The organism is Streptomyces sp. NPDC001816, assembly GCF_042892235.1.
GTDB lineage: Bacteria > Actinomycetota > Actinomycetes > Streptomycetales > Streptomycetaceae > Streptomyces.
On sequence record NZ_JBIATY010000003.1, the window covers coordinates 215,563 to 233,836 of the forward strand.

Consider the following 18,274-nt stretch of genomic DNA (forward strand, 5'->3'; position numbering starts at 1 on the left):
CTGGACAGGCCCTGGGGACTCGGCACCGCCCCCAGTGTGGGGGAAGACACATCTCCGCCACGAGGGGCTTGCGGTGACTTTTTGCATCCGGCCCGTGACCGGTTGGTGACCAGGGCCGGAAACACGGGTGCCGCACCCCGGCCGGTCTGCGACGATCTCCCGGTGTCCGGACTCCTGTACGAAACCCATGTGACCGTCGACTGCGCGGCCCCCGCCGAGGCGGAGCGGCTGCGCGTCTGGGCGGCTGCCGCGGGGCTGAAGCTGACGCACATCGTGCTGGCCCGCGGCCGGATGCGGCAGCAGCCGATGCTCACCCTCGCCGGATCCACGTCGTACGCCGAGGAGTCGGCGCGGGCGGACCGGACCGTGGCGGCACTGCGGGCGGACGGTTTCGCGCCGGTCCGGGTGAAGATCGAGTCGGTGCCGTGGGCACCGGAGGTGCCGGCCGGTCCCTGCGGTGGCGGACGGTCCCGTGGCCAGTACTTCGAGCACCACGTGAAGCTGCTCCTGGACGCGGACACCGACCTCGGCGCCCTGACCGCACGGGTCGTCCCGCACGGCGCACACCTGTCGTGGAACGCCCGACGGGTACAGCGGGGCGGACGGCACGAGCGGTTCGTCACCCAGCGCTGCCGGGGCGTGGCGGACGAGGACGCGGGGCAGGCGCTGGAGCGGCTGCTGGCGGAGCTGGACGGGTTCGACGTGCTGTCCGTGGAGCGGGAGTTCGTGCTCTACGACAGCGACGAGTCGGTGGACGAGGGGTGGCTCGAGGAGCCGGTGTCCCAGGGGGTGCGCGGATGAGCGGAACATGGCGGGAGTTCGGATATCGCAGCGAGGAGATCCCGCACGAGCCGCTGGACGAGGCGACGCGGCAGGCGAAGGATCTGCCCCGGACGCTGACCTGGGTGCCCGGCGACGGAGTGACACAGCGGCCTGTCTTCGAGCCGGCCCTGAAGCAGTACCAGAACGCCTACCGGGCCACCGACCCCGTTTTCACCGACCCGGCGCTCGGCGAGGCATGGCGTACGGCCCGTCGGCAGGCGCTGCATCTCGTGCTGGCCTCGATCTCGGACTCCGAGTGGGCCGAGGCGCTGGTGCTGCGCGGCAGCATGCTGATGTCGATGTGGTTCGGGCAGTCCGCCCGAGACCCCGGTGACCTGGACTTCGTCGTCGTACCGGCCGCCTGGCGGATCGACGAGGAGCGCACCGCCCGCATGCTCGACGGCATCGCGGAGGCGGCCGAGGTCCGGGAAGGCCCCGTTCGCTTCTCGGCGCGGAAGGCCGTCGTGGAGGACATCTGGACCTACGAGAGGGTGCCCGGCCGCCGTGTGGTCCTGCCCTGGTCGGCACCCAGGCTGCCCGGCGGGCACGTCCAGCTCGACTTCGTCTTCAACGAACGGCTGCCGCAGGCGCCCGAGCCCGTGGAACTGCCGGGCGGCGCGACCCTGCTCGCCGCGACGCCCGGGCTGTCGCTCGCCTGGAAGCTCATGTGGCTGATCACAGACATCTACCCGCAGGGCAAAGACCTGTACGACGCCGTCCTCCTCGCCGAGCGCCATTCGCTCTCCCACGAGCTGCTGCAGGAGGTGGTCCGGGAGTCGGGCGAGTGGCCGAACCCCTCGCTGGAGCGGCCGATCCCCCTGGCGAACGTCGTGCAGGCCGCCGGGCACGCGGAGTGGCAGCACTTCGTCACCGAGTACCCGCAGTTCGCCGAGCGGGGGCAGGAGTTCGCGGAGCGGCTGGTGCGGGCGGTGGCACCGGCGTTCCCGCCCCAGGCCGGCTAGAGCGCTGCCGCGCCCCGCTCCCTCAGGGTCTGGTCGTACTGCTGCAGAACCCACATCTCGTTCTGCACGGCGGCCAGCTGGGCGGGGTCGCCGCCGCTGGACAGGCGGGTGAGCTGGGACTGGATGTCGCGGATGCGGCGCTCCACGGCGCGGCGGCGGATCTGCACCAGCACCGTCCCCGCGTACGTCTCGTCCACGGTGCGGCGCAGGATCGGCTCGACGGCCAGTTCGGTGACCATCGCGCGGACCGCGTCGTCGGGCGCGGCCTCGCGGACGCGGACCAGGTATTCCTGCGAGTCCGGGACGCCGTATTCGGCGCCGCCCGCCTCCGCGATCGCCTGGCGTACGGCGGCGTAGGGCGGGGCGGTGAACTCGTCGATGCCGTACGCGTCGAAGGCCGGGGAGACCAGTTCGGGCCGCTGCAGGGCGAGTTTGAGGAGTTCGCGCTCGGCGGCGAAGACGGGGTTGCGCAGGGTGAGGGCCGGGCCGGAGGGGCCGGGGCGGGGGCCGGCCTCCCACTGCTGCTGGGGGCCGCGGGGCTGCTGCTGCGGCCCTTTACCGCCGCGCTCGCGCGCCCAGCGGGCGAGCTGGGCCACGCGCTTGACCACGAACTGGGTGTCGAGGATGCCGAGCATGCCGGCGAGTTCGACGGCCACCTCGTGCTGGGCGCCGCTGTTCTTGATGCGGGCGACGATCGGCGCGGCCTCGTCCAGGGCGGCCGCGCGGCCCGCCGGGGTGTCGAGGTCGTAGCGGCTCACGATCTGGCGCAGCGCGAACTCGAAGAGCGGAGTGCGGGGTTCGGCCAGGTCGACGACCGCCTCGTCACCCTTGGCCAGGCGCAGCTCGCAGGGGTCCATGCCGTCGGGCGCGATCGCGATGTAGGTCTCGGCGGCGAACTTCTGGTCGTCCTCGAAAGCGCGCAGGGCCGCCTTCTGGCCGGCCGCGTCGCCGTCGAAGGTGAAGATCACCCGGGCCGAGCCGTTGTCCATGAGGAGTCGGCGGAGGATCTTGATGTGGTCGCCGCCGAAGGCCGTACCGCAGGTGGCGACGGCCGTCGTCACACCGGCCAGATGGCAGGCCATGACGTCCGTGTAGCCCTCGACGACGACGGCCCGGCTGGCCTTGGCGATGTGCGGCTTGGCGAGGTCGATGCCGTACAGGACCTGGGACTTCCGGTAGATCGCCGTATCGGGCGTGTTCAGGTACTTCGGGCCGTTGTCCGCCTCGTACAGCTTGCGGGCGCCGAAGCCGACGACCTCGCCGCCGATGTCCCGGATGGGCCACATGAGGCGGCCCCGGAACCGGTCGATGGGACCGCGGCGGCCCTCCTGCGACAGTCCGGACAGGACCAGCTCCTTGTCCGTGAAGCCCTTGCCGCGCAGGTAGCGGGTGAGGTGGTCCCAGCCCTGAGGGCTGTAGCCGACGCCGAAGTGGACGGCGGCGGCCTGGTCGAAGCCGCGCTCGGCGAGGAACATCCGGCCGGTCTCGGCCTCGGGACTGGTGGCGAGCTGCTCGGCGTACCACTGGGCGGCGATCTTGTGCGCCTCGACCAGGCGGATGCGCTCGCCGCGCTGGTGGGCGGGGTTGTACCCGCCCTCCTCGTAGCGCAGCGTGATGCCGGCCTGGGCGGCCAGGCGCTCGACAGCCTCCGAGAAGGAGAGGTGGTCCACCTTCATGACGAAGGTGATGGTGTCGCCGCCCTCCTGGCAGCCGAAGCAGTGGAAGAGTCCCTTGCTCGGGCTGACCTGGAAGGAGGGCGACTTCTCGTCGTGGAAGGGGCACAGCCCCTTGAGGTTGCCGCCACCGGCGTTGCGCAGCTGGAGGTACTCGGAGACCACGGCGTCGATCGGGACCGCGTCCCGTACCGCCTTCACGTCCTCGTCGTTGATCCGTCCTGCCACGAGGTGATTCTACGGGGCGGCAGTGACACCTCCGGGTTCAGGAGACCAGGCTGTCGAGGGGCACGTGCGGGTCTGCCAGGGCCTCCGTGTTCACCCGGGCCTGGGAACGGATCAGGTTCTGGATCTGCTCTGTGACATCCCACACGTTCACGTTCATCCCGGCCAGGACGCGCCCCTCCTTGATCCAGAACGCGATGAACTCCCGCTTGCCCGCGTCGCCCCGGATGACGACCTCGTCGTAGGAGCCCGGCGGCGCCCAGCCGCTGTACTCCATCCCGAGGTCGTACTGGTCCGTGAAGAAGTAGGGCACCCGGTCGTAGACGACGTCGCTGCCGAGCATGGCGCGGGCGGCGGCCGGGCCGCCGTTGAGGGCGTTGGCCCAGTGCTCGACCCGGATCCGGGTGCCGAAGAGCGCCAGCGGGAACGCGGCGACGTCACCGGCCGCGTGGATGTCCGGGTCGGAGGTGCACAGCCGCTCGTCCACGACGACACCGCCCCCGTGCGCCCGGTCGGCGATCTCCAGCCCCGCCGACTCCGCGAGCGCGACCCGCGGCGCCGCGCCGATCGCCGCGAGGACGGCGTGCGCCGGGTGCTCCTCGCCGTCGTCGGTGCGCACGGCGAGGACCATGCCGTCCTGGCCGACGATCTCGGTGAGCCGGACGCCGAAGCGGAAGCGGACGCCGTGCTCGCGGTGCAGCTCGGCGAAGACGTTGCCCAGCTCCGGGCCGAGCACGCCGTGCAGCGGGGTCGGCAGCGGTTCGATGACGGTGACCTCGGCGCCGTACTCGCGGGCCGCCGCCGCGACCTCCAGGCCGATCCAGCCGGCGCCCGCGATCACGAGGTGCCCGTTGTCCCGGCCGAGGTGCTGCAGGACGCCCTTGAGCCGCTCGGCGTGGGCGAGGCGGCGCAGGTGGTGGACGCCCACGAGGCCGGTGCCGGGGATGTCGAGGCGGCGGGGCTCCGCGCCGGTGGCGAGCAGCAGCTTGTCGTAGTGGACGAGGGTGCCGTCGTCGCCGAAGCGGACGGTCTTCGCCACGCGGTCGATCCGGTCGACGGTCTGGCCGAGGTGCAGCTCGACGTCGTTCTGCGCGTACCAGGCCGGCTCGTGCACGAAGACGCTGTCGCGCTCCTCCTTGCCGAGCAGAAAGCCCTTGGACAGGGGCGGGCGCTCGTACGGGTGGTCACGCTCGTCGCAGATCAGTATCACCCGGCCGCTGAAGCCCTCCGCCCGGAGCGTCTCGGCCGCCTTCGCACCGGCGAGACCGCCTCCGACGATGACGAATGTCTGATCCGCGTCGACCACTTGATGCCTCCTACGGGGTGTCTGAGGGGTGTCCCCTCAGAAAACACAGCGGGTGCCGCCACATGCGAGCGTCCCGCACGCAGCGTGCTGCGGGAAGAGGGAGTGCCCCGATCAGGCCACCCTGCGTCACGTTCCTCTCACATATGCCCCGTCAGTCTCGCGTGCAGCGAGCGTGCGGAGGCGTCGGTGAGGGAGGCGATCTGGTCGACGATCACCCGCTTGCGCGCGTGGTCGTCGGGTGCCTCCTCGAACAGCGCCCGGAACTGGGGCTCCAGACCGTCCGGCGCGCGGGCGGTGAGCGCCTCGGCCAGCTCGGCGACGACCACCCGCTGGTCGGCACGGAGCCGCTCCTGCTCGGCGCGCTGCATGACGTACCGGTCGGCGACCGCCTTGAGCACCGCGCACTCCATGCGGGTCTCGCGGGGTACGACGAGTTCGGCGCCGTAGCGGGTGAGCCGGCCGGTGCCGTACGCGGCGCGGGTGGCGGTCTCGGCGGCCAGGCAGAACCGGCCGATGAGCTGGCTGGTGGCGTCCTTGAGGCGGGCCTGGGCGACCGCCGTGCCGTCGTAGCCGTGCGGCCACCACTCCTCGTCCTGGAGGCGGTCGAGGGCGGCGGCCAGCTCCGCCGGGTCGGTGTCCGCGGGGACGTAGCGGCCGATGGCCACCTCGAACACCGCCTGCCGCTCGGGCTCCGCGTGCAGGCAGTTGGGGTCGATGTGGCCCGCGTGCAGGCCGTCCTCGACGTCGTGCACCGAGTACGCCACGTCGTCCGACCAGTCCATGACCTGGGCCTCGAAGCAGGTGCGGGTGCCGGGTGCGGTCTTGCGGACCCAGTCGAACACCGGGCGGTCGTCCTCGTACACGCCGAACTTCGGGGACTTCGGGGCGGTGGGGTGGGCGCCGCGCGGCCAGGGGTACTTGGTGGCGGCGTCCAGGGCGGCACGGGTGAGGTTGAGGCCGACGGAGCCCTCAGGGGTGAAGCGCTTGGGCTCGATGCGGGTGAGGAGCCTCAGGGACTGCGCGTTGCCCTCGAAACCGCCGCAGTCGTCGGCGAATTCGTTCAGCGCGACTTCGCCGTTGTGGCCGAAGGGCGGGTGACCCAGGTCGTGCGAGAGGCAGGCCGCCTCCACCAGGTCGGGGTCGCAGCCGAGGGCCGCGCCCAGCTCTCGGCCCACCTGGGCGCACTCCAGGGAGTGGGTGAGGCGGGTGCGGGGGCTGGCGTCCCATGCGAGGCTGCGTGTGCCGGGCGTGACCACCTGGGTTTTGCCGGCCAGGCGACGAAGTGCTGCGCTGTGCAGGATGCGGGCGCGGTCGCGTTGGAAGGCGGTGCGGCCTGGGCGTTTGTCGGGTTCGGGGGCCCAGCGGTCGACTGACGTCGGGTCGTAGGCGGTGTCTTCTTGTGCGGTGCCTTCCATGATTCGACAGTAAGGGGCGGCAGTGACAAATGGGGGATGCCGGGTGCCTACTCGTCTGCCGAGTTGGGTTGTGTGGCGGGTGCGGGTGCGTTGTGGCTGGTCGCGCAGTTCCCCGCGCCCCTAAGGAGTTGCCGTCGCCCCTTGTTTCAGCCTGAAGCAAGTTCCGAGTTTCAAGCTGAGGCCAGTTCCGCCTCCGTGCTCGCCTGCGCCTGGTCGTAGCGGTGCAGGATCAGACGGGCCATCGTCTCCTGGGCGCCCAGGGGGGCCGACGCGATCCACGGCGCTGCTTGCCCGCACTGCGTCGCAAAACGCCCCGGGGCCGTGAAGTAGGACGCGATCGCCACTCTGTGGCGGCCCCTCGCTGCCAGGGCGTGCAGGGCCGTCTCGACCGTGGGGGTCGCCGCCGAGGCGTACGCGGGGATCACCGGGACGCCGAGGCGGTCGGCGAGGAGGCGGGCCGTGCGGCGGGTGTCGGTGGCCGAGTCGGGGTCGCGGGAGCCCGCTGCCGCGAGGACGACAGCGGTCGAGCGGCGCGTGGCGGCGTCCATGGTGGTGGGCCAGCCGGCCTCGGTCAGGCGGGTGTGCAGGGCGTCGACCAGGAGCGGGTGGGGGCCGAGGGGGGCGGCCACGCGGGTGCGGGCGGGTGCGGCGGCGGCCATCTCGGGGATGTCCTGCTTGACGTGGTAGCCGCGGCCGAGGAGCAGCGGGACGAGGACGGCGGGGGCGTCGCCGAGGGCGGCGAGGGTGTCGGGGAGCAGGGGCTCGTTCAGCTCGATGTGACCCAGGTGGAGGGGAAGGGCGGGACGCAGTTCGCGTACCCGGTCCATCAGGGCCCGTACGGTGTCGAGCGCGCGCGGGTCGCGGCTGCCGTGGGCGACCAGGACCAGGGCGGGCGGGACCGGGCGGCGGCGGCCGATCGGCGAGACGAGCCGGAGCCGGCCGACGAGCTGGCTGCTGATGCTGTTCATGAGGTGCGCCGTGCTGTCGAGGTGGATGCGGGACTCGTCGCGAGGAGGGTTCGACGCCGTCATGGAAGGATCCTGGCGCCGGGAGGTTGCGCCGCCGTTGCCGGGCCGTCACGGGTATTTTCCGTGCGTTCACTTCGTACGAATGCACGATGTGAGGCGAACCGGATCGGTGTCCCGCGCGTCCTCCAAGGTCGGAACCGATCTCTGGGGGACCACTCACTGGGGGAACCGAGCACTGGGGGACCGTATGAAGATCCGTCGACCGCGGCTGCCGCGCACGCGCAGGGGGCAGCGGCAGCTGGTGCAGGCCGTGATGGCCGTGTGTGTGCTGGCGCTGCTGCCGGCCACCTGGCTGTACGTGTCGACGGCGGACCGGCTGCGGACGACGGCGGACGTGCCGCGCACCGACGTCGCCGTGGTGTTCGGGGCCGGGCTGTGGGACGGGGAGCCGTCGCCGTATCTCGCGCACCGGCTGGACGCGGCGGCGAAGCTGTACCGGGCGGGCCGGATCAAGGTCGTGCTGGTCACCGGGGACAACAGCCGCAAGGACTACGACGAGCCGGACGCCATGCGCACGTACCTCAGGCAGCACGGGGTGCCGGACGGCCGGATCGTCAGCGACTACGCGGGGTTCGACACCTGGGACTCCTGTGTGCGGGCCAGGAAGATCTTCGGGGTGGACCGGGCGGTGCTGATCAGCCAGGGGTTCCACATCCGGCGGGCGGTGGCACTGTGCGAGGCCGCGGGGGTGGACTCGTACGGGATCGGGGTCGACGCCAAACACGATGCGACCTGGTACTACGGCGGCACGCGCGAGGTGTTCGCGGCGGGCAAGGCGGCGCTGGACGCGGTGTTCCACCCGGATCCGACGTTCCTCGGGCCGAAGGAGCCCGGGGTGGCGCGGGCGCTCGCCGCGGGACGCTGAGGGCCGCCTCACGGTGCTCGCACCGGCGCGGGGAGGTCGGCTTCCCGGCCGTGTAACAGGGAGCCGTCACGGGACGTAACACGCCCGAAGCACGCTGGTCGGCATGGAGACCACCTCGACGCCCACCCACTGCCCGTACTGCGCCCTGCAGTGCGGGATGAACATCACGCCCCTGCCGCAGGGTGGCGTCGAGGTGACCGAGCGCGCGGACTTCCCGGTGAACCGGGGCGCACTGTGCGGCAAGGGTCGTACGGCCCCGGCGGTGCTGGCATCGAGCGTTCGCCTGACCTCGCCGCTGGTGCGGTCCGGCGGCCGGCTGGTGCCCGCCTCCTGGGAGGAGGCGCTGGACCTGATCGCCGAGCGGCTCGGGACGGCGCGGGAGCGGTACGGCCCCGATGCGCTGGGGGTGTTCGGCGGGGGCGGGCTGACGAACGAGAAGGCGTACACGCTCGGCAAGTTCGCGCGGGTGGTGCTGGGCACCTCGCAGATCGACTACAACGGCCGCTTCTGCATGTCGTCGGCGGCGGCCGCCGGCACGAAGGCGTTCGGTCTGGACCGGGGGCTGCCGTTCCCGCTGGAGGACGTCCCGAAGACCGGGTGCGTGATCCTCGTCGGTTCCAACCTCGCCGAGACCATGCCGCCGTCGCTGCGGTTCTTCAGCGAGCTGCGGGAGAACGGCGGCACGCTGATCGTCGTGGACCCGCGCCGCACGCGGACCGCCGAGCAGGCGGACCTGCACCTGGCGCCCCGTCCGGGGACGGATCTGGCGCTGGCGCTCGGCCTGTTGCACCTGGTGGTGGCGGAGGGCCGTACGGACGAGGCGTACATCCAGGAGCGCACGTCCGGCTGGGAGGAGGCGCGGGCGGCGGCGATGGCGCACTGGCCGGAGTACGTGGAGCGGATCACGGGGGTGTCCGTGCCACAGCTGCGGGAGGCGGTGCGGCTGTTCTGCGAGCCGGAGTCGGCGATGGTGCTGACGGCACGCGGGCCGGAGCAGCAGGCCAAGGGGACGGACACGGTGGGCGCGTGGATCAACCTGTGCCTGGCGACCGGCCGGGCGGGCCGTCCGCTGTCCGGGTACGGCTGTCTGACCGGGCAGGGCAACGGGCAGGGCGGGCGGGAACACGGCCAGAAGGCCGACCAGTTGCCCGGCTACCGCAAGCTGGACGACCCGGCGGCGCGGCGGCACGTGGCCGAGGTGTGGGGTGTGGACCCCGACGCGCTGCCCGGGCCGGGGCGCAGTGCGTACGAGCTGCTGGACGCGCTCGGCACGGACATCCGGACGCTGCTGCTGATGGGGTCCAACCCGGTGGTGTCGGCGCCGCGCGCGGCCCACGTCGAGGAGCGGCTTCGTTCGCTGGACTTCCTCGCGGTGGCGGACGTCGTGCTGTCGGAGACGGCGGAGCTGGCGGACGTCGTTCTGCCGGTCACCCAGTGGGCCGAGGAGACGGGCACGACGACCAGTCTGGAGGGCAGGGTGCTGCTGCGCCAGCAGGCGATCGCCCCGCCGGTCGGCGTCCGCAGCGACCTGGAGGTACTGCACGGCCTGGCCGCTCGCCTCGGCGTGGAGAAGGGCTTCCCGACGGACCCGGAGGAGGTCTTCGAGGAGCTGCGCCTGGCCAGCGCGGGCGGCCCGGCGGACTACTCGGGGATCACCTACCGGCGGCTGGCGGAGGAGAACGGGGTGTTCTGGCCGTGTCCGGCAAGCCCTGCGGGCCCCGGCGAGGGCGAAGCCGGAACGGACACCGGGAGCCGGACGGCCGCAGACGGCCAGGTGGACACCAGCAGCAGGACGGACACCGGCAGCAGGACGGACGCCGACAGCCGGACGGACACCGACAGCCGGACCGCATCCGGCGCCGACGACGGCGAGGACGCGCGGCTCGACGCGCTGCCGGAGGATCCGGCCGGCGACGCCGAGACTGCCGAAGTCGAGGCTGCAGACGCCGAGGCCGCCGAAGCCGCCGTGGCCTCCCCCGTCGCCCTGTCCGACGTACACCCGGGAACCCCCCGCCTCTTCCTCGACCGTTTTGCGACCGCTGACGGGCGGGCGCGGTTCGTGCCCGTGACGCACCGGGCGAGTGCGGAGGAGCCGGACGCGGAGTATCCACTGCTGCTGACGACCGGCCGCGTGGTGTCGCAGTACCAGTCAGGCGCGCAGACGCGGCGGGTCGCGGAGCTGAACGCGGCCGCACCCGGCCCGTTCGTGGAGCTGCACCCGCGCCTGGCCGCCCGGCTCGGGGCGGCCGAGGGCGATCCGCTGGCGGTGGTCTCCCGGCGTGGCCGGGCCGTGGCACCCGCCCGCATCACCACCACCATCCGCCCGGACACCGTCTTCATGCCCTTCCACTGGCCGGGCGAGGGCCGCGCCAACACCCTCACCAACCCGGCCCTGGACCCGACTTCGCGGATGCCGGAGTTCAAGACGTGTGCGGTGCGGGTGGAGACAGTGAGGCCACAGGGGTGAATGTGCCTTAGCTTGTCTTTTGGCCTCAGGGGTCCTCGTGCTGGGTATGGTTGGTCGCTTCTCAGTATCGATGCGTTCCGCCGTGAAGCGGTCGGGTCAGGGGAAGTAGCGAGTTAGGCTGCTGCGGTTGCTGTTGAATGAGCCGAGTGAATGAGGCTGCAGCTCTTCGACTTCGTCAGGCCGTCAGGCGTACCCAGGACGTCACCCGTGAACGTGTCACCACGGGGCGGCTTGGAGGAAGCCGATGACGTCGCTGGCACGTTCGCCACGGACGGTGCGCTCGGCTTCGACCCGATCCCTTTCCTTCGGGCTCTGTGTGAGGCCCGTTCGCACGCGGTGGTCATAGGCCAGGTCGCTGGCATCATGCACGGCTCGATAGAGCTGACCGGCGACCTCGATCTGCTGTAGGACGGCACGCCTGAGCAGCTCACGCGCTGCGCAATGCCCTGACTGCCACGGGCTGCACAGATCTGCCCGACCTCGGCCGTCCTCAGGTGGCCTACCAGGTGGCCGGCGTCAACGGCGACCTGTGCACACCCGCCCTGCCCTGGGGCGACATGGATATAGCCCCCTGCCTGGCCCGGGCGGTGAGCGCTCGCAACCCGGCGGGCTTCACCATCCGCTACACCACTTTGGATGACCTGATCCACATGCGGCGCTCCCTCGGCCGCCCCAAGGACCACCGTCGCGCGGACGAACTTGTGCGTTTGCGCCCTTGAGTCACAACTGGCACGTCGGCACCAACCGTTCCTAGGGACTGAGCGGGAGTGGATCCTGTTGCCAGGAGTCATGCTCAGCCGTGTGCCCCGGACGGTGTTGGGCACACTGGTCCCCCGTTTTCTCGCCGTATCCGGCACGCACGGATCGTGTCCGTGGTCCGGGGATACGGGGGCGGGTTTCCTCACGCCCCGGGGCGCCTGGTCGGGCCTGGCCGGTCCGATGCCCGCATCCATCGCTCTGGTGGGTGCGGGGCGGTGCCGTCCGTCGCCGGATCGGATGCCCCAGGGCGCGCCTTCCGATCGCCACGGCTGCCGCGTCGTGGCGAGTGGTCTTCCTATTCTTCGTGGTGAGGGGCTTTTGCCAGTGCTGGGCGCCCCACTTGCTGGTGTAGGCGGGGTCAACGGCGACGACGGTGATGCCCAGTTCGGCGGCCATCGACACCAGCCGCGCCCGCAGTCTGGCCACCGGCATGCCGGAGATCAGCTTCCGGAACCGTTTGCGGCGCCCGTGTTTCTCCCGAGTCTTCTCCGCAGTGAAGTCCAGGTCCTCGATGGCGAGGGCGAGGTCGTGGCGTTGGGCGAAGTGCAGGAGCCGGATGAGTGCGTGGCGGACCTGGGCGTCTCGGTGCTGGGCGGTGCCGGACAGGTCGTAGTCGAAACGGTGCGGCTTGCCGACCGGGTTGCCGTGGACATCGAGTCGCCAGGCGGCGAGATGGTCGGCGTTGGTGTCGACGCCGACGAGTCCACCGGCCCGTGCATGGGCGAGCGACACGGTTTTGACCGGCGGGATCTGCCAGGAGGCGGTGAGGTACCAGCGGCCGCGCTGGGTGTCTTCGTGGATGCGGTAGGCCGTGGCTCGGTTGGTGGTGATGCGGTCGGCCCACTGATCGCCCCGGTGGTGGAAGGCGACGTGGGAGGCGAGCACGTACCGGCCGTGCGGGGCGTTGGCCAGATGGGCCAGCGGGGCGGGCAGTTTGATGCTGACCTCGCCGTCCGGGGTGACCCGGATCGTCTCGTTCCCAAACCGCTTCCCCGACTCCCCGTCCGCCTGAAGGAACCGGCGCGAAGCTTCCCACCGCAGGCGCCAGGCGTCCTCGCTCAGCCCGGCCTCTTCGAGGTGATGCCGACTGTTCAACAGCCGCTTCCCACCGCGCACCACACGCACCCGGCCGGCGTCCCGGTCGGCCCGCTCACACTCCAGCCGGTCGGCAAGCACATGCAGCCGCCGGGACTTCGCATGCCACTCCTGCCGGGTGCGGTATCCGCCCGGAGCCCGCTTGGTCCCCGGCTCACCTACCGGCAGCGACAGCCGGTGTGCGATCGTCCGTACCCCGACCTCAAGGTGCTGGATGTGCGCCTCCTGAGCGCGCCGGCCCAGCGCCCACTGGTCGTGCGTCGCCTTCGTGATCGACCCGGCCCAGCGGGAGGAGGACTCGCGGGTCAGGGCCCGCTTGCGCGCGGCCCACGCATCCGTGTCGTGATCCAGACCGGCGGCGCAGCGGGCCCTGAGATCCCGCCCGGCCAGCGTGCCGAGGTGGTCACCGACCAGCCTGAGCACCTCCTCATCCCCGGGCGTGAGGTGCTTGAGCCGGGTACGGATGGCGACCCCGGAGGGGCCGAGGGCGACGAACGACGCCGCCACCTCGCGCAGCCCGCCCACTTCCCCCACCCCCTGCCAGGTGCCGAAGATCCCGTCACGGCACCCAACGAGCAGCTTCCGCTAAGGTCACGCATTCGATGCAAGAACTCCCGTTCCCCCGGACGCCATTCGCCCTCGACGGCGACCGGCTGGTCGAGACCCGGGCCGACGGCACGGTGACCGAGCGCAGGCTCGCCGACGAGGCGGAGGCGCGGCGCGTGGTGGAGGAGGAGTTCGGGATCGCCGTGCCCGAGGGGGTCACGCTGCTGGGCTGAGTCAGCGGCGGGCGAGCCAGTCCCCGCCCGCTATCAGCCGCCCCCGGGCCCGCAGCCGGCCGGCGATGCGCGGCGCGGCCACGTAGACCCAGGCCCGGACGGCCGTGCCGTCGGCGCGTACGACGTCCCTGGCGACGCGCTCGTACAGGTTGCGCGGGTCGCCCGGGGCGTACTCCTCCAGCCGGTCGAGTTCCGCGAGCAGCAGGCCGTAGGCCTCCGGGAGCGCGGTGACCAGGTCGCCGCTGACCACTTCCCCGGGGGCCTCGACGGCGTAGGGGTAGCCGGGGCCGTCGTAGAGCACCGCGTCCGGGAGCCGGGCCGGTTCCTCCGTGTGCGTGCGGCCGCGCAGGAACAGGTCGTGGTTGGGCTCGCCGGGGCGAAGCGTGCCGTAGACGAAGAACGGCAGCGGGTCTCGATGGTCCGGAGCGATCACGGAAACGATTCTCTACCCCCTCCGACTCCGCACACATCTCCATGACACCGCTATGGACATGACATGTCATGCGCCCTTAAATCTCATTCGAACTCAGCGCCACCCCCACGCCTCACCCCCACGCCTCGAAGGCGCCTCCCCAAGGAGACAGATGAGTCGGATACGTCTGCACGTCCGAGGAACCCGTCGTCTCGCCACCGCCGGCGTCGCCGCCACCACCGCGACCCTGCTGGCCGCCGCCCTCTCCCCCGCCGCCCACGCCGACGGCCGGCCGACCCGGGCCGGAGCCATCGAGAACGCGGCCTCGGCCCTCGTGGCGCACGCCGCGAGCCTGGGCCTGACCTCCGCCCAGGACACCAGCGTCCGGGACGTGATCGTCGACCGGAACGGCACCCAGCACGTCCGCTACGACCGCACCTACCACCAACTCCCGGTGCTCGGCGGCGACTTCGTGGTCCACCTCGCTCCGAGCGGCACCTTCCGCAGCGCCGACCGGGCGACCCGGAGCCGTATCACCCTGTCCTCGATCGTCCCCAAGGTGTCGGCCCCCAAGGCCGCCGACCTCGCGGTGAACGCGCTGCGCGCCGTCAACCTCGGTGACATGCTGAAGAACCTGAAGGCCAAGTCCGAGCTGGTCGTCGACGCCCTGCACGGCGCGCCGAAGCTCGCCTGGCGCACCAACGCCGTCGGCCAGGACTCGCTCGGCAACCCGGTCGCCCGGACCGTGCTGACCGACGCCCGTACCGGCGCCCAGATCGACGCCTGGGACAGCATCGAGACGGCCACCGGCGACGGCAAGTCGCTGTACGGCGGAACGGTCCCGCTGGAGACGACCCAGTCCGGCTCCTCGTACCAGCTGAAGGACCCGACCCGCGGCAACACCTACACCGGTGACGCGCAGAACAAGACCGACCTGTGCTTCTTCGGCATCTGCTTCAGCCGGGCCCCCGCAGTGCTGTTCACCGACGCCGACAACCACTGGGGCACGGGCACCACCGCCGACCGCTCCTCGGCCGCCGTCGACGCCCAGTACGGCACCAACGAGACCTGGGACTACTACAAGAACGTCCACGGCCGCAGCGGCATCGCGGGCGACGGCAAGGGCTCGTACAACCGCGTCCACTACGGCAACAGCTACAACAACGCCTTCTGGGACGACAGTTGCTTCTGCATGACGTACGGCGACGGTGACGGCAGCACCTTCGGGCCGCTGGTCGCGCTGGACGTGGCCGGGCACGAGATGTCCCACGGCGTGACCTCGAAGACGGCCGCGCTGACCTACTCGGGCGAGTCCGGCGGACTCAACGAGGCCACCTCCGACATCCTCGGCACGATGGTCGAGTGGTACGCCAACAACCCGTCCGACCCCGGTGACTACCTCATCGGCGAGAAGATCGTGAAGTCCGGCTTCGGCAAGCCCGCCCTGCGCTTCATGGACAAGCCGTCCAAGGACGGGAACTCGGCGGACTACTGGAGTTCGTCGGTGGGGAATCTGGACGTCCACTACTCGTCGGGCGTCGCGAACCACTTCGCGTACCTGCTCTCCGAGGGCAGCGGCGCGAAGACCATCAACGGGGTCAGCTACGACTCACCGACCTACAACGGCTCGACGGTCACCGGCATCGGCCGGGACAAGGTCGGCAAGATCTGGTACCGGGCGCTGACGGTCTACATGACGTCCTCCACGAACTACAAGGCCGCCCGCACGGCCACCCTCAACGCGGCCAAGGACCTCTACGGCGCGGGGAGTGCGGAGTACAACGCGGTGGGGGCGGCTTGGAGCGCGGTGAACGTGAACTGAGCCCCTAGAACGTCACTAGGCCGGTGCCTGTTCAGGCACCGGCCTTCTGGTGTGCGCTCCGCTCAGGCCGCCAACTCCGCCTCCCGAGCCGCAGTTTCCTCGACCCGCTCCGGCTCGCCGTCCCGCATCACCACCGTGGCCAGGACCGCCGCCGCGAGGACGCCGAGGGCGCTGAGTGCGAAGGTGGTGGACATCGACGAGGTGAAGGCCTCGCGGGCGGAGCGCAGGAGGGCCGGGTGGGTCGCGGCGACGGCGCCGGCGATGGACTGGCGAGCCTGGGCGGGGGCGTCGGCGGGCATCCGGTCGGTGTAGCCGCTGGAGAGCAGCGAGCCGAGGATCGCGATGCCGAGGGCGGTGCCGGCCTGCTGGACGGTGTCGTTGAGGGCCGAGCCGACGCCCGCCTTCTCGGGCGGGATCGTGCCCATGAGGGCGCCGACCGCGGCCGGCATCGCGGCACCGGCGCCGAGGCCGAGCAGGCCGAGGGCGATCGCCGGGACGGTGAGGCCGGAGCCGGCGTCGACCGTGGTGAGCAGGGCGAAGCAGGCCACCATGATCAGCATGCCGGTGAGGATCACGAAGCGGTTGCCGATCTTCGCGGCCAGCTTCACGCCCGCGGTGTTGCCGATGATCGCGGTCACGGCCAGCGGCAGGAAGGCCAGGCCCGCCTCGATGGCCGAGTAGCCGAGGACGAACTGCAGGTACTGGGTGAGGACCAGCAGCAGGCCGCCGTTGCCGATCTGGACCAGGGCCAGGGAGAGCGAACCGCCGGTGAAGTTGCGGTGCTTGAAGAGGACCAGCGGGACCATCGGGGACTCGGTGACGTTCTCCCAGATGATGAAGGCGGCGAGCGCTGCGACCGCGATCGTCAGGCTGATGAGGGAACGGCCGGCGAAGGCGCCGTGCTGCGGGATCTCGATGATCCACCAGACCAGCGCGGTCATCCCGGCCGCGGACAGCACCGCACCCAGCGGATCGGCCTTCTGCCAGGGGGCCTTCGACTCCGGCATCAGGGTCACGCCGGCGAGGACGGCCAGCACGACCACGGGGACGTTGAGGAAGAAGATCGAGTGCCAGGAGAAGTGGTCGACCAGCACACCGCCCAGCACCGGGCTGCCGACCAGGCCGAGCATCGACACCGAACCCCAGGCCGCCATCGCCCTGCCGCGCTCCTCCTCGTCGAAGACGGTGATGAGGATGGAGAGGGTGGACGGCATGATCAGCGCCCCGCCGACACCCATCGCCACGCGTACGGCGATCACCTGAGCCGGGTCTGCGGCGAACGTGCCGGCCAGTGAGGCCGCGCCGAACAGCAGCAGGCCGATCAGCATCACCTTCCGGCGGCCGAAGCGGTCACCGAGGCTGCCGGAGGTGAGCAGCAGGCCGGCGAAGACCAGGACGTAGGAGTCGAGGATCCACTGGACGGCCTGGGCGCTCGCGCCGAGGTCCTCGGTCATCGCGGGCACCGCCACGGTGAGCGCCATGCTGTCGATCACCAGGACCAGCGTGCTCAGGCAGAGCACGACGAGGATCCACCAGCGACGTGGGTTGCGGGTTTCCATGGGAGTTCCCCCTTGTGTCGTCGTTACGCGGTGCTGCGTACGGCGTTCCGGCCTTGCGTACAGTGTTCCTTGCGATGCGAACACTGTACGCAGCTTGGAACAGTGTGCGCAACCCTTGAACTCTGTACGCTGGATGCGAACGTCGTACGCACGCAGAGGAGTCCGCCGATGGCCGCAAGGACCGAGCCGAACCCGATCCCCTCCGTCTGGGCCCGGCAGCGGCGCGAGCCCGACCAGCCCTCCCTCAGCCGGGACGCGATCGTCCGCGAGGCCATCGCCATGCTGGACACCGACGGCATCGAGGCGCTCAGCATGCGCAAGCTCGGCGCCCGGCTGAACGCCGGCGCGACCTCCCTGTACCGGCACGTGGCCACCAAGGACGAGCTGATGGAGCTGGCCGTGGACGAGGTCGCCGCAGAGATCCAGGTCCCGCCGGCCGACAGCCCCGACTGGCGGGTGGCCGCCGCCGAGACCGCACACTCCTTCCGCGCCACCGCCCTGCGGCACCCCTGGCTGTCCACGGTCATGGGCCAGGCGGGTCTCGCCTATCTGGGCCCCAACCTGATGGCCCTCAACGAGCGGCTCGCCGCCCTGTTCATCGGTACCGGCTTCCCCGACCCCGAGGGGGCGATCAGCGCGCTGCTGGCGTACGTGATCGGCATGAGCACCACCGAGGCCGCCTGGCTCACCACGGTCGCCCGCTCGGGGCAGACCGAGACCGAGTTCGTCGCCAGCCTGCTGCCCGCCGCCCAGCAGGCCGCGGCCGACCACACCAACCTCGCCGCCTCCTACGCCTCCACCGACGCCGCCGCCACGGACCCCGCACGGCAGCGCGACGCCAAGTTCGACTACGGGCTGGACGTCGTCCTCGACGGACTGGCCCAGCGCCTGCCCCGCTAGCACCCCGGCACCAGTCCCGCGGAGTCAGGTGTCCGCGCTCCGGGGGTGGTTGGGGAGACCTGACGATCCGTAGGGCGGGGTGCGGCGGTCGCCGCCGGGTCACCCGTTCACACCCGACCAGGGCGCCATTTGTGTTCTTTTCATACTGATCCTCACGCACGTCCATGACCTGCCGGAATTCGGCC

Annotated in this window: 16 protein-coding genes; 9 read left to right on the top strand and 7 right to left on the bottom strand. The window is 71.4% G+C overall.

The features are described from left to right. Positions 1 to 162: 162 nt before the first annotated feature. Both ACFYZZ_RS12010 and ACFYZZ_RS12015 read left to right on the top strand, forming a co-directional pair. A complete protein-coding gene (locus ACFYZZ_RS12010) occupies positions 163 to 801 on the top strand; it encodes a hypothetical protein (RefSeq protein WP_389174223.1) in 639 nt (212 codons plus the stop codon). Next, positions 798 to 1,784: a nucleotidyl transferase AbiEii/AbiGii toxin family protein gene (locus ACFYZZ_RS12015; protein WP_389174226.1), complete on the top strand. Its 987-nt coding sequence runs from the start codon at positions 798 to 800 to the stop codon at positions 1,782 to 1,784. Before ACFYZZ_RS12010 ends, ACFYZZ_RS12015 begins: the two co-directional genes overlap by 4 nt. Here ACFYZZ_RS12015 and dnaG read toward each other — a convergent pair. From dnaG to ACFYZZ_RS12035, 4 genes are all read right to left on the bottom strand, one after another. Then, entirely contained in the window at positions 1,781 to 3,685 is a 1,905-nt protein-coding gene (gene dnaG / locus ACFYZZ_RS12020) for a DNA primase (RefSeq protein WP_389174229.1), read from the bottom strand. The two genes, ACFYZZ_RS12015 and dnaG, sit on opposite strands and share 4 nt — an antisense overlap. A gap of 37 nt (positions 3,686 to 3,722) precedes the next feature. After that, positions 3,723 to 4,988, bottom strand: a complete 1,266-nt coding sequence (locus ACFYZZ_RS12025; protein WP_389174231.1) for an NAD(P)/FAD-dependent oxidoreductase — start codon at positions 4,986 to 4,988, stop codon at positions 3,723 to 3,725. 137 nt (positions 4,989 to 5,125) lie between these two features. Further along, positions 5,126 to 6,403, bottom strand: a complete 1,278-nt coding sequence (locus tag ACFYZZ_RS12030) for a deoxyguanosinetriphosphate triphosphohydrolase (RefSeq protein WP_386572030.1) — start codon at positions 6,401 to 6,403, stop codon at positions 5,126 to 5,128. A gap of 170 nt (positions 6,404 to 6,573) precedes the next feature. Next, on the bottom strand, positions 6,574 to 7,434 hold the full coding sequence (locus ACFYZZ_RS12035) for a sirohydrochlorin chelatase (protein WP_389174234.1): 861 nt from the start codon (positions 7,432 to 7,434) through the stop codon (positions 6,574 to 6,576). 184 nt (positions 7,435 to 7,618) lie between these two features. On the opposite strand from ACFYZZ_RS12035, the gene ACFYZZ_RS12040 reads away from it, so the two are divergent. The 4 genes from ACFYZZ_RS12040 to ACFYZZ_RS12055 all read left to right on the top strand — a co-directional run bounded on the left by ACFYZZ_RS12040 (position 7,619) and on the right by ACFYZZ_RS12055 (position 11,482). After that, complete coding sequence (locus ACFYZZ_RS12040) at positions 7,619 to 8,296, top strand: vancomycin high temperature exclusion protein (RefSeq protein WP_389174237.1); 678 nt, start codon at positions 7,619 to 7,621, stop codon at positions 8,294 to 8,296. Between the two features lie 103 nt (positions 8,297 to 8,399). Next, positions 8,400 to 10,763, top strand: a complete 2,364-nt coding sequence (locus ACFYZZ_RS12045; RefSeq protein WP_389174240.1) for a molybdopterin-dependent oxidoreductase — start codon at positions 8,400 to 8,402, stop codon at positions 10,761 to 10,763. Between the two features lie 150 nt (positions 10,764 to 10,913). Continuing rightward, positions 10,914 to 11,171 (top strand): hypothetical protein, encoded by a 258-nt coding sequence (locus ACFYZZ_RS12050; protein ID WP_389174242.1) that lies wholly within the window; start codon positions 10,914 to 10,916, stop codon positions 11,169 to 11,171. An 86-nt stretch (positions 11,172 to 11,257) separates the two neighbouring features. Beyond that, a complete protein-coding gene (locus ACFYZZ_RS12055) occupies positions 11,258 to 11,482 on the top strand; it encodes a hypothetical protein (protein ID WP_389174245.1) in 225 nt (74 codons plus the stop codon). A gap of 31 nt (positions 11,483 to 11,513) precedes the next feature. On the opposite strand, the gene ACFYZZ_RS12060 is transcribed toward ACFYZZ_RS12055, so the two are convergent. After that, positions 11,514 to 13,142 carry an IS200/IS605 family accessory protein TnpB-related protein gene (locus tag ACFYZZ_RS12060; protein WP_389174248.1) on the bottom strand — a complete coding sequence of 543 codons (1,629 nt, stop codon included), beginning with the start codon at positions 13,140 to 13,142 and terminating at the stop codon, positions 11,514 to 11,516. A 77-nt stretch (positions 13,143 to 13,219) separates the two neighbouring features. Here ACFYZZ_RS12060 and ACFYZZ_RS12065 point away from each other — a divergent pair, with 77 nt between their 5' ends. Next, a complete protein-coding gene (locus ACFYZZ_RS12065) occupies positions 13,220 to 13,396 on the top strand; it encodes a hypothetical protein (protein ID WP_389174251.1) in 177 nt (58 codons plus the stop codon). Position 13,397: 1 nt separating this feature from the next. Here ACFYZZ_RS12065 and ACFYZZ_RS12070 read toward each other — a convergent pair whose 3' ends face one another. Further along, positions 13,398 to 13,829, bottom strand: coding sequence for a gamma-glutamylcyclotransferase family protein (locus ACFYZZ_RS12070; protein ID WP_389174253.1), 432 nt, complete (start codon positions 13,827 to 13,829; stop codon positions 13,398 to 13,400). Positions 13,830 to 13,980: 151 nt separating this feature from the next. Between ACFYZZ_RS12070 and ACFYZZ_RS12075 the strand changes: the two genes are divergently transcribed. Beyond that, complete coding sequence (locus tag ACFYZZ_RS12075; protein ID WP_389174255.1) at positions 13,981 to 15,630, top strand: M4 family metallopeptidase; 1,650 nt, start codon at positions 13,981 to 13,983, stop codon at positions 15,628 to 15,630. Positions 15,631 to 15,692: 62 nt separating this feature from the next. Here ACFYZZ_RS12075 and ACFYZZ_RS12080 read toward each other — a convergent pair whose 3' ends face one another. Then, on the bottom strand, positions 15,693 to 17,189 hold the full coding sequence (locus ACFYZZ_RS12080; RefSeq protein WP_389174258.1) for an MFS transporter: 1,497 nt from the start codon (positions 17,187 to 17,189) through the stop codon (positions 15,693 to 15,695). A 168-nt stretch (positions 17,190 to 17,357) separates the two neighbouring features. Between ACFYZZ_RS12080 and ACFYZZ_RS12085 the strand changes: the two genes are divergently transcribed. Then, positions 17,358 to 18,089 (top strand): TetR/AcrR family transcriptional regulator C-terminal domain-containing protein, encoded by a 732-nt coding sequence (locus tag ACFYZZ_RS12085; RefSeq protein ID WP_389174261.1) that lies wholly within the window; start codon positions 17,358 to 17,360, stop codon positions 18,087 to 18,089. The last annotated feature ends 185 nt before the right edge of the window (positions 18,090 to 18,274 follow it).

Excerpts from the sequence above, each read along its gene's own strand:
- ACFYZZ_RS12080 (WP_389174258.1), bottom strand. The coding sequence starts at position 17,189 with ATGGAAACCCGCAACCCACGTCGCTGGTGGATCCTCGTCGTGCTCTGC.
- ACFYZZ_RS12050 (WP_389174242.1), top strand. The coding sequence starts at position 10,914 with ATGAGGCTGCAGCTCTTCGACTTCGTCAGGCCGTCAGGCGTACCCAGG.
- ACFYZZ_RS12030 (WP_386572030.1), bottom strand. The coding sequence starts at position 6,403 with ATGGAAGGCACCGCACAAGAAGACACCGCCTACGACCCGACGTCAGTC.
- ACFYZZ_RS12035 (WP_389174234.1), bottom strand. The coding sequence starts at position 7,434 with ATGACGGCGTCGAACCCTCCTCGCGACGAGTCCCGCATCCACCTCGAC.
- ACFYZZ_RS12085 (WP_389174261.1), top strand. The coding sequence starts at position 17,358 with ATGGCCGCAAGGACCGAGCCGAACCCGATCCCCTCCGTCTGGGCCCGG.
- ACFYZZ_RS12065 (WP_389174251.1), top strand. The coding sequence starts at position 13,220 with ATGCAAGAACTCCCGTTCCCCCGGACGCCATTCGCCCTCGACGGCGAC.
- ACFYZZ_RS12075 (WP_389174255.1), top strand. The coding sequence starts at position 13,981 with ATGAGTCGGATACGTCTGCACGTCCGAGGAACCCGTCGTCTCGCCACC.
- ACFYZZ_RS12040 (WP_389174237.1), top strand. The coding sequence starts at position 7,619 with ATGAAGATCCGTCGACCGCGGCTGCCGCGCACGCGCAGGGGGCAGCGG.
- ACFYZZ_RS12015 (WP_389174226.1), top strand. The coding sequence starts at position 798 with ATGAGCGGAACATGGCGGGAGTTCGGATATCGCAGCGAGGAGATCCCG.
- ACFYZZ_RS12045 (WP_389174240.1), top strand. The coding sequence starts at position 8,400 with ATGGAGACCACCTCGACGCCCACCCACTGCCCGTACTGCGCCCTGCAG.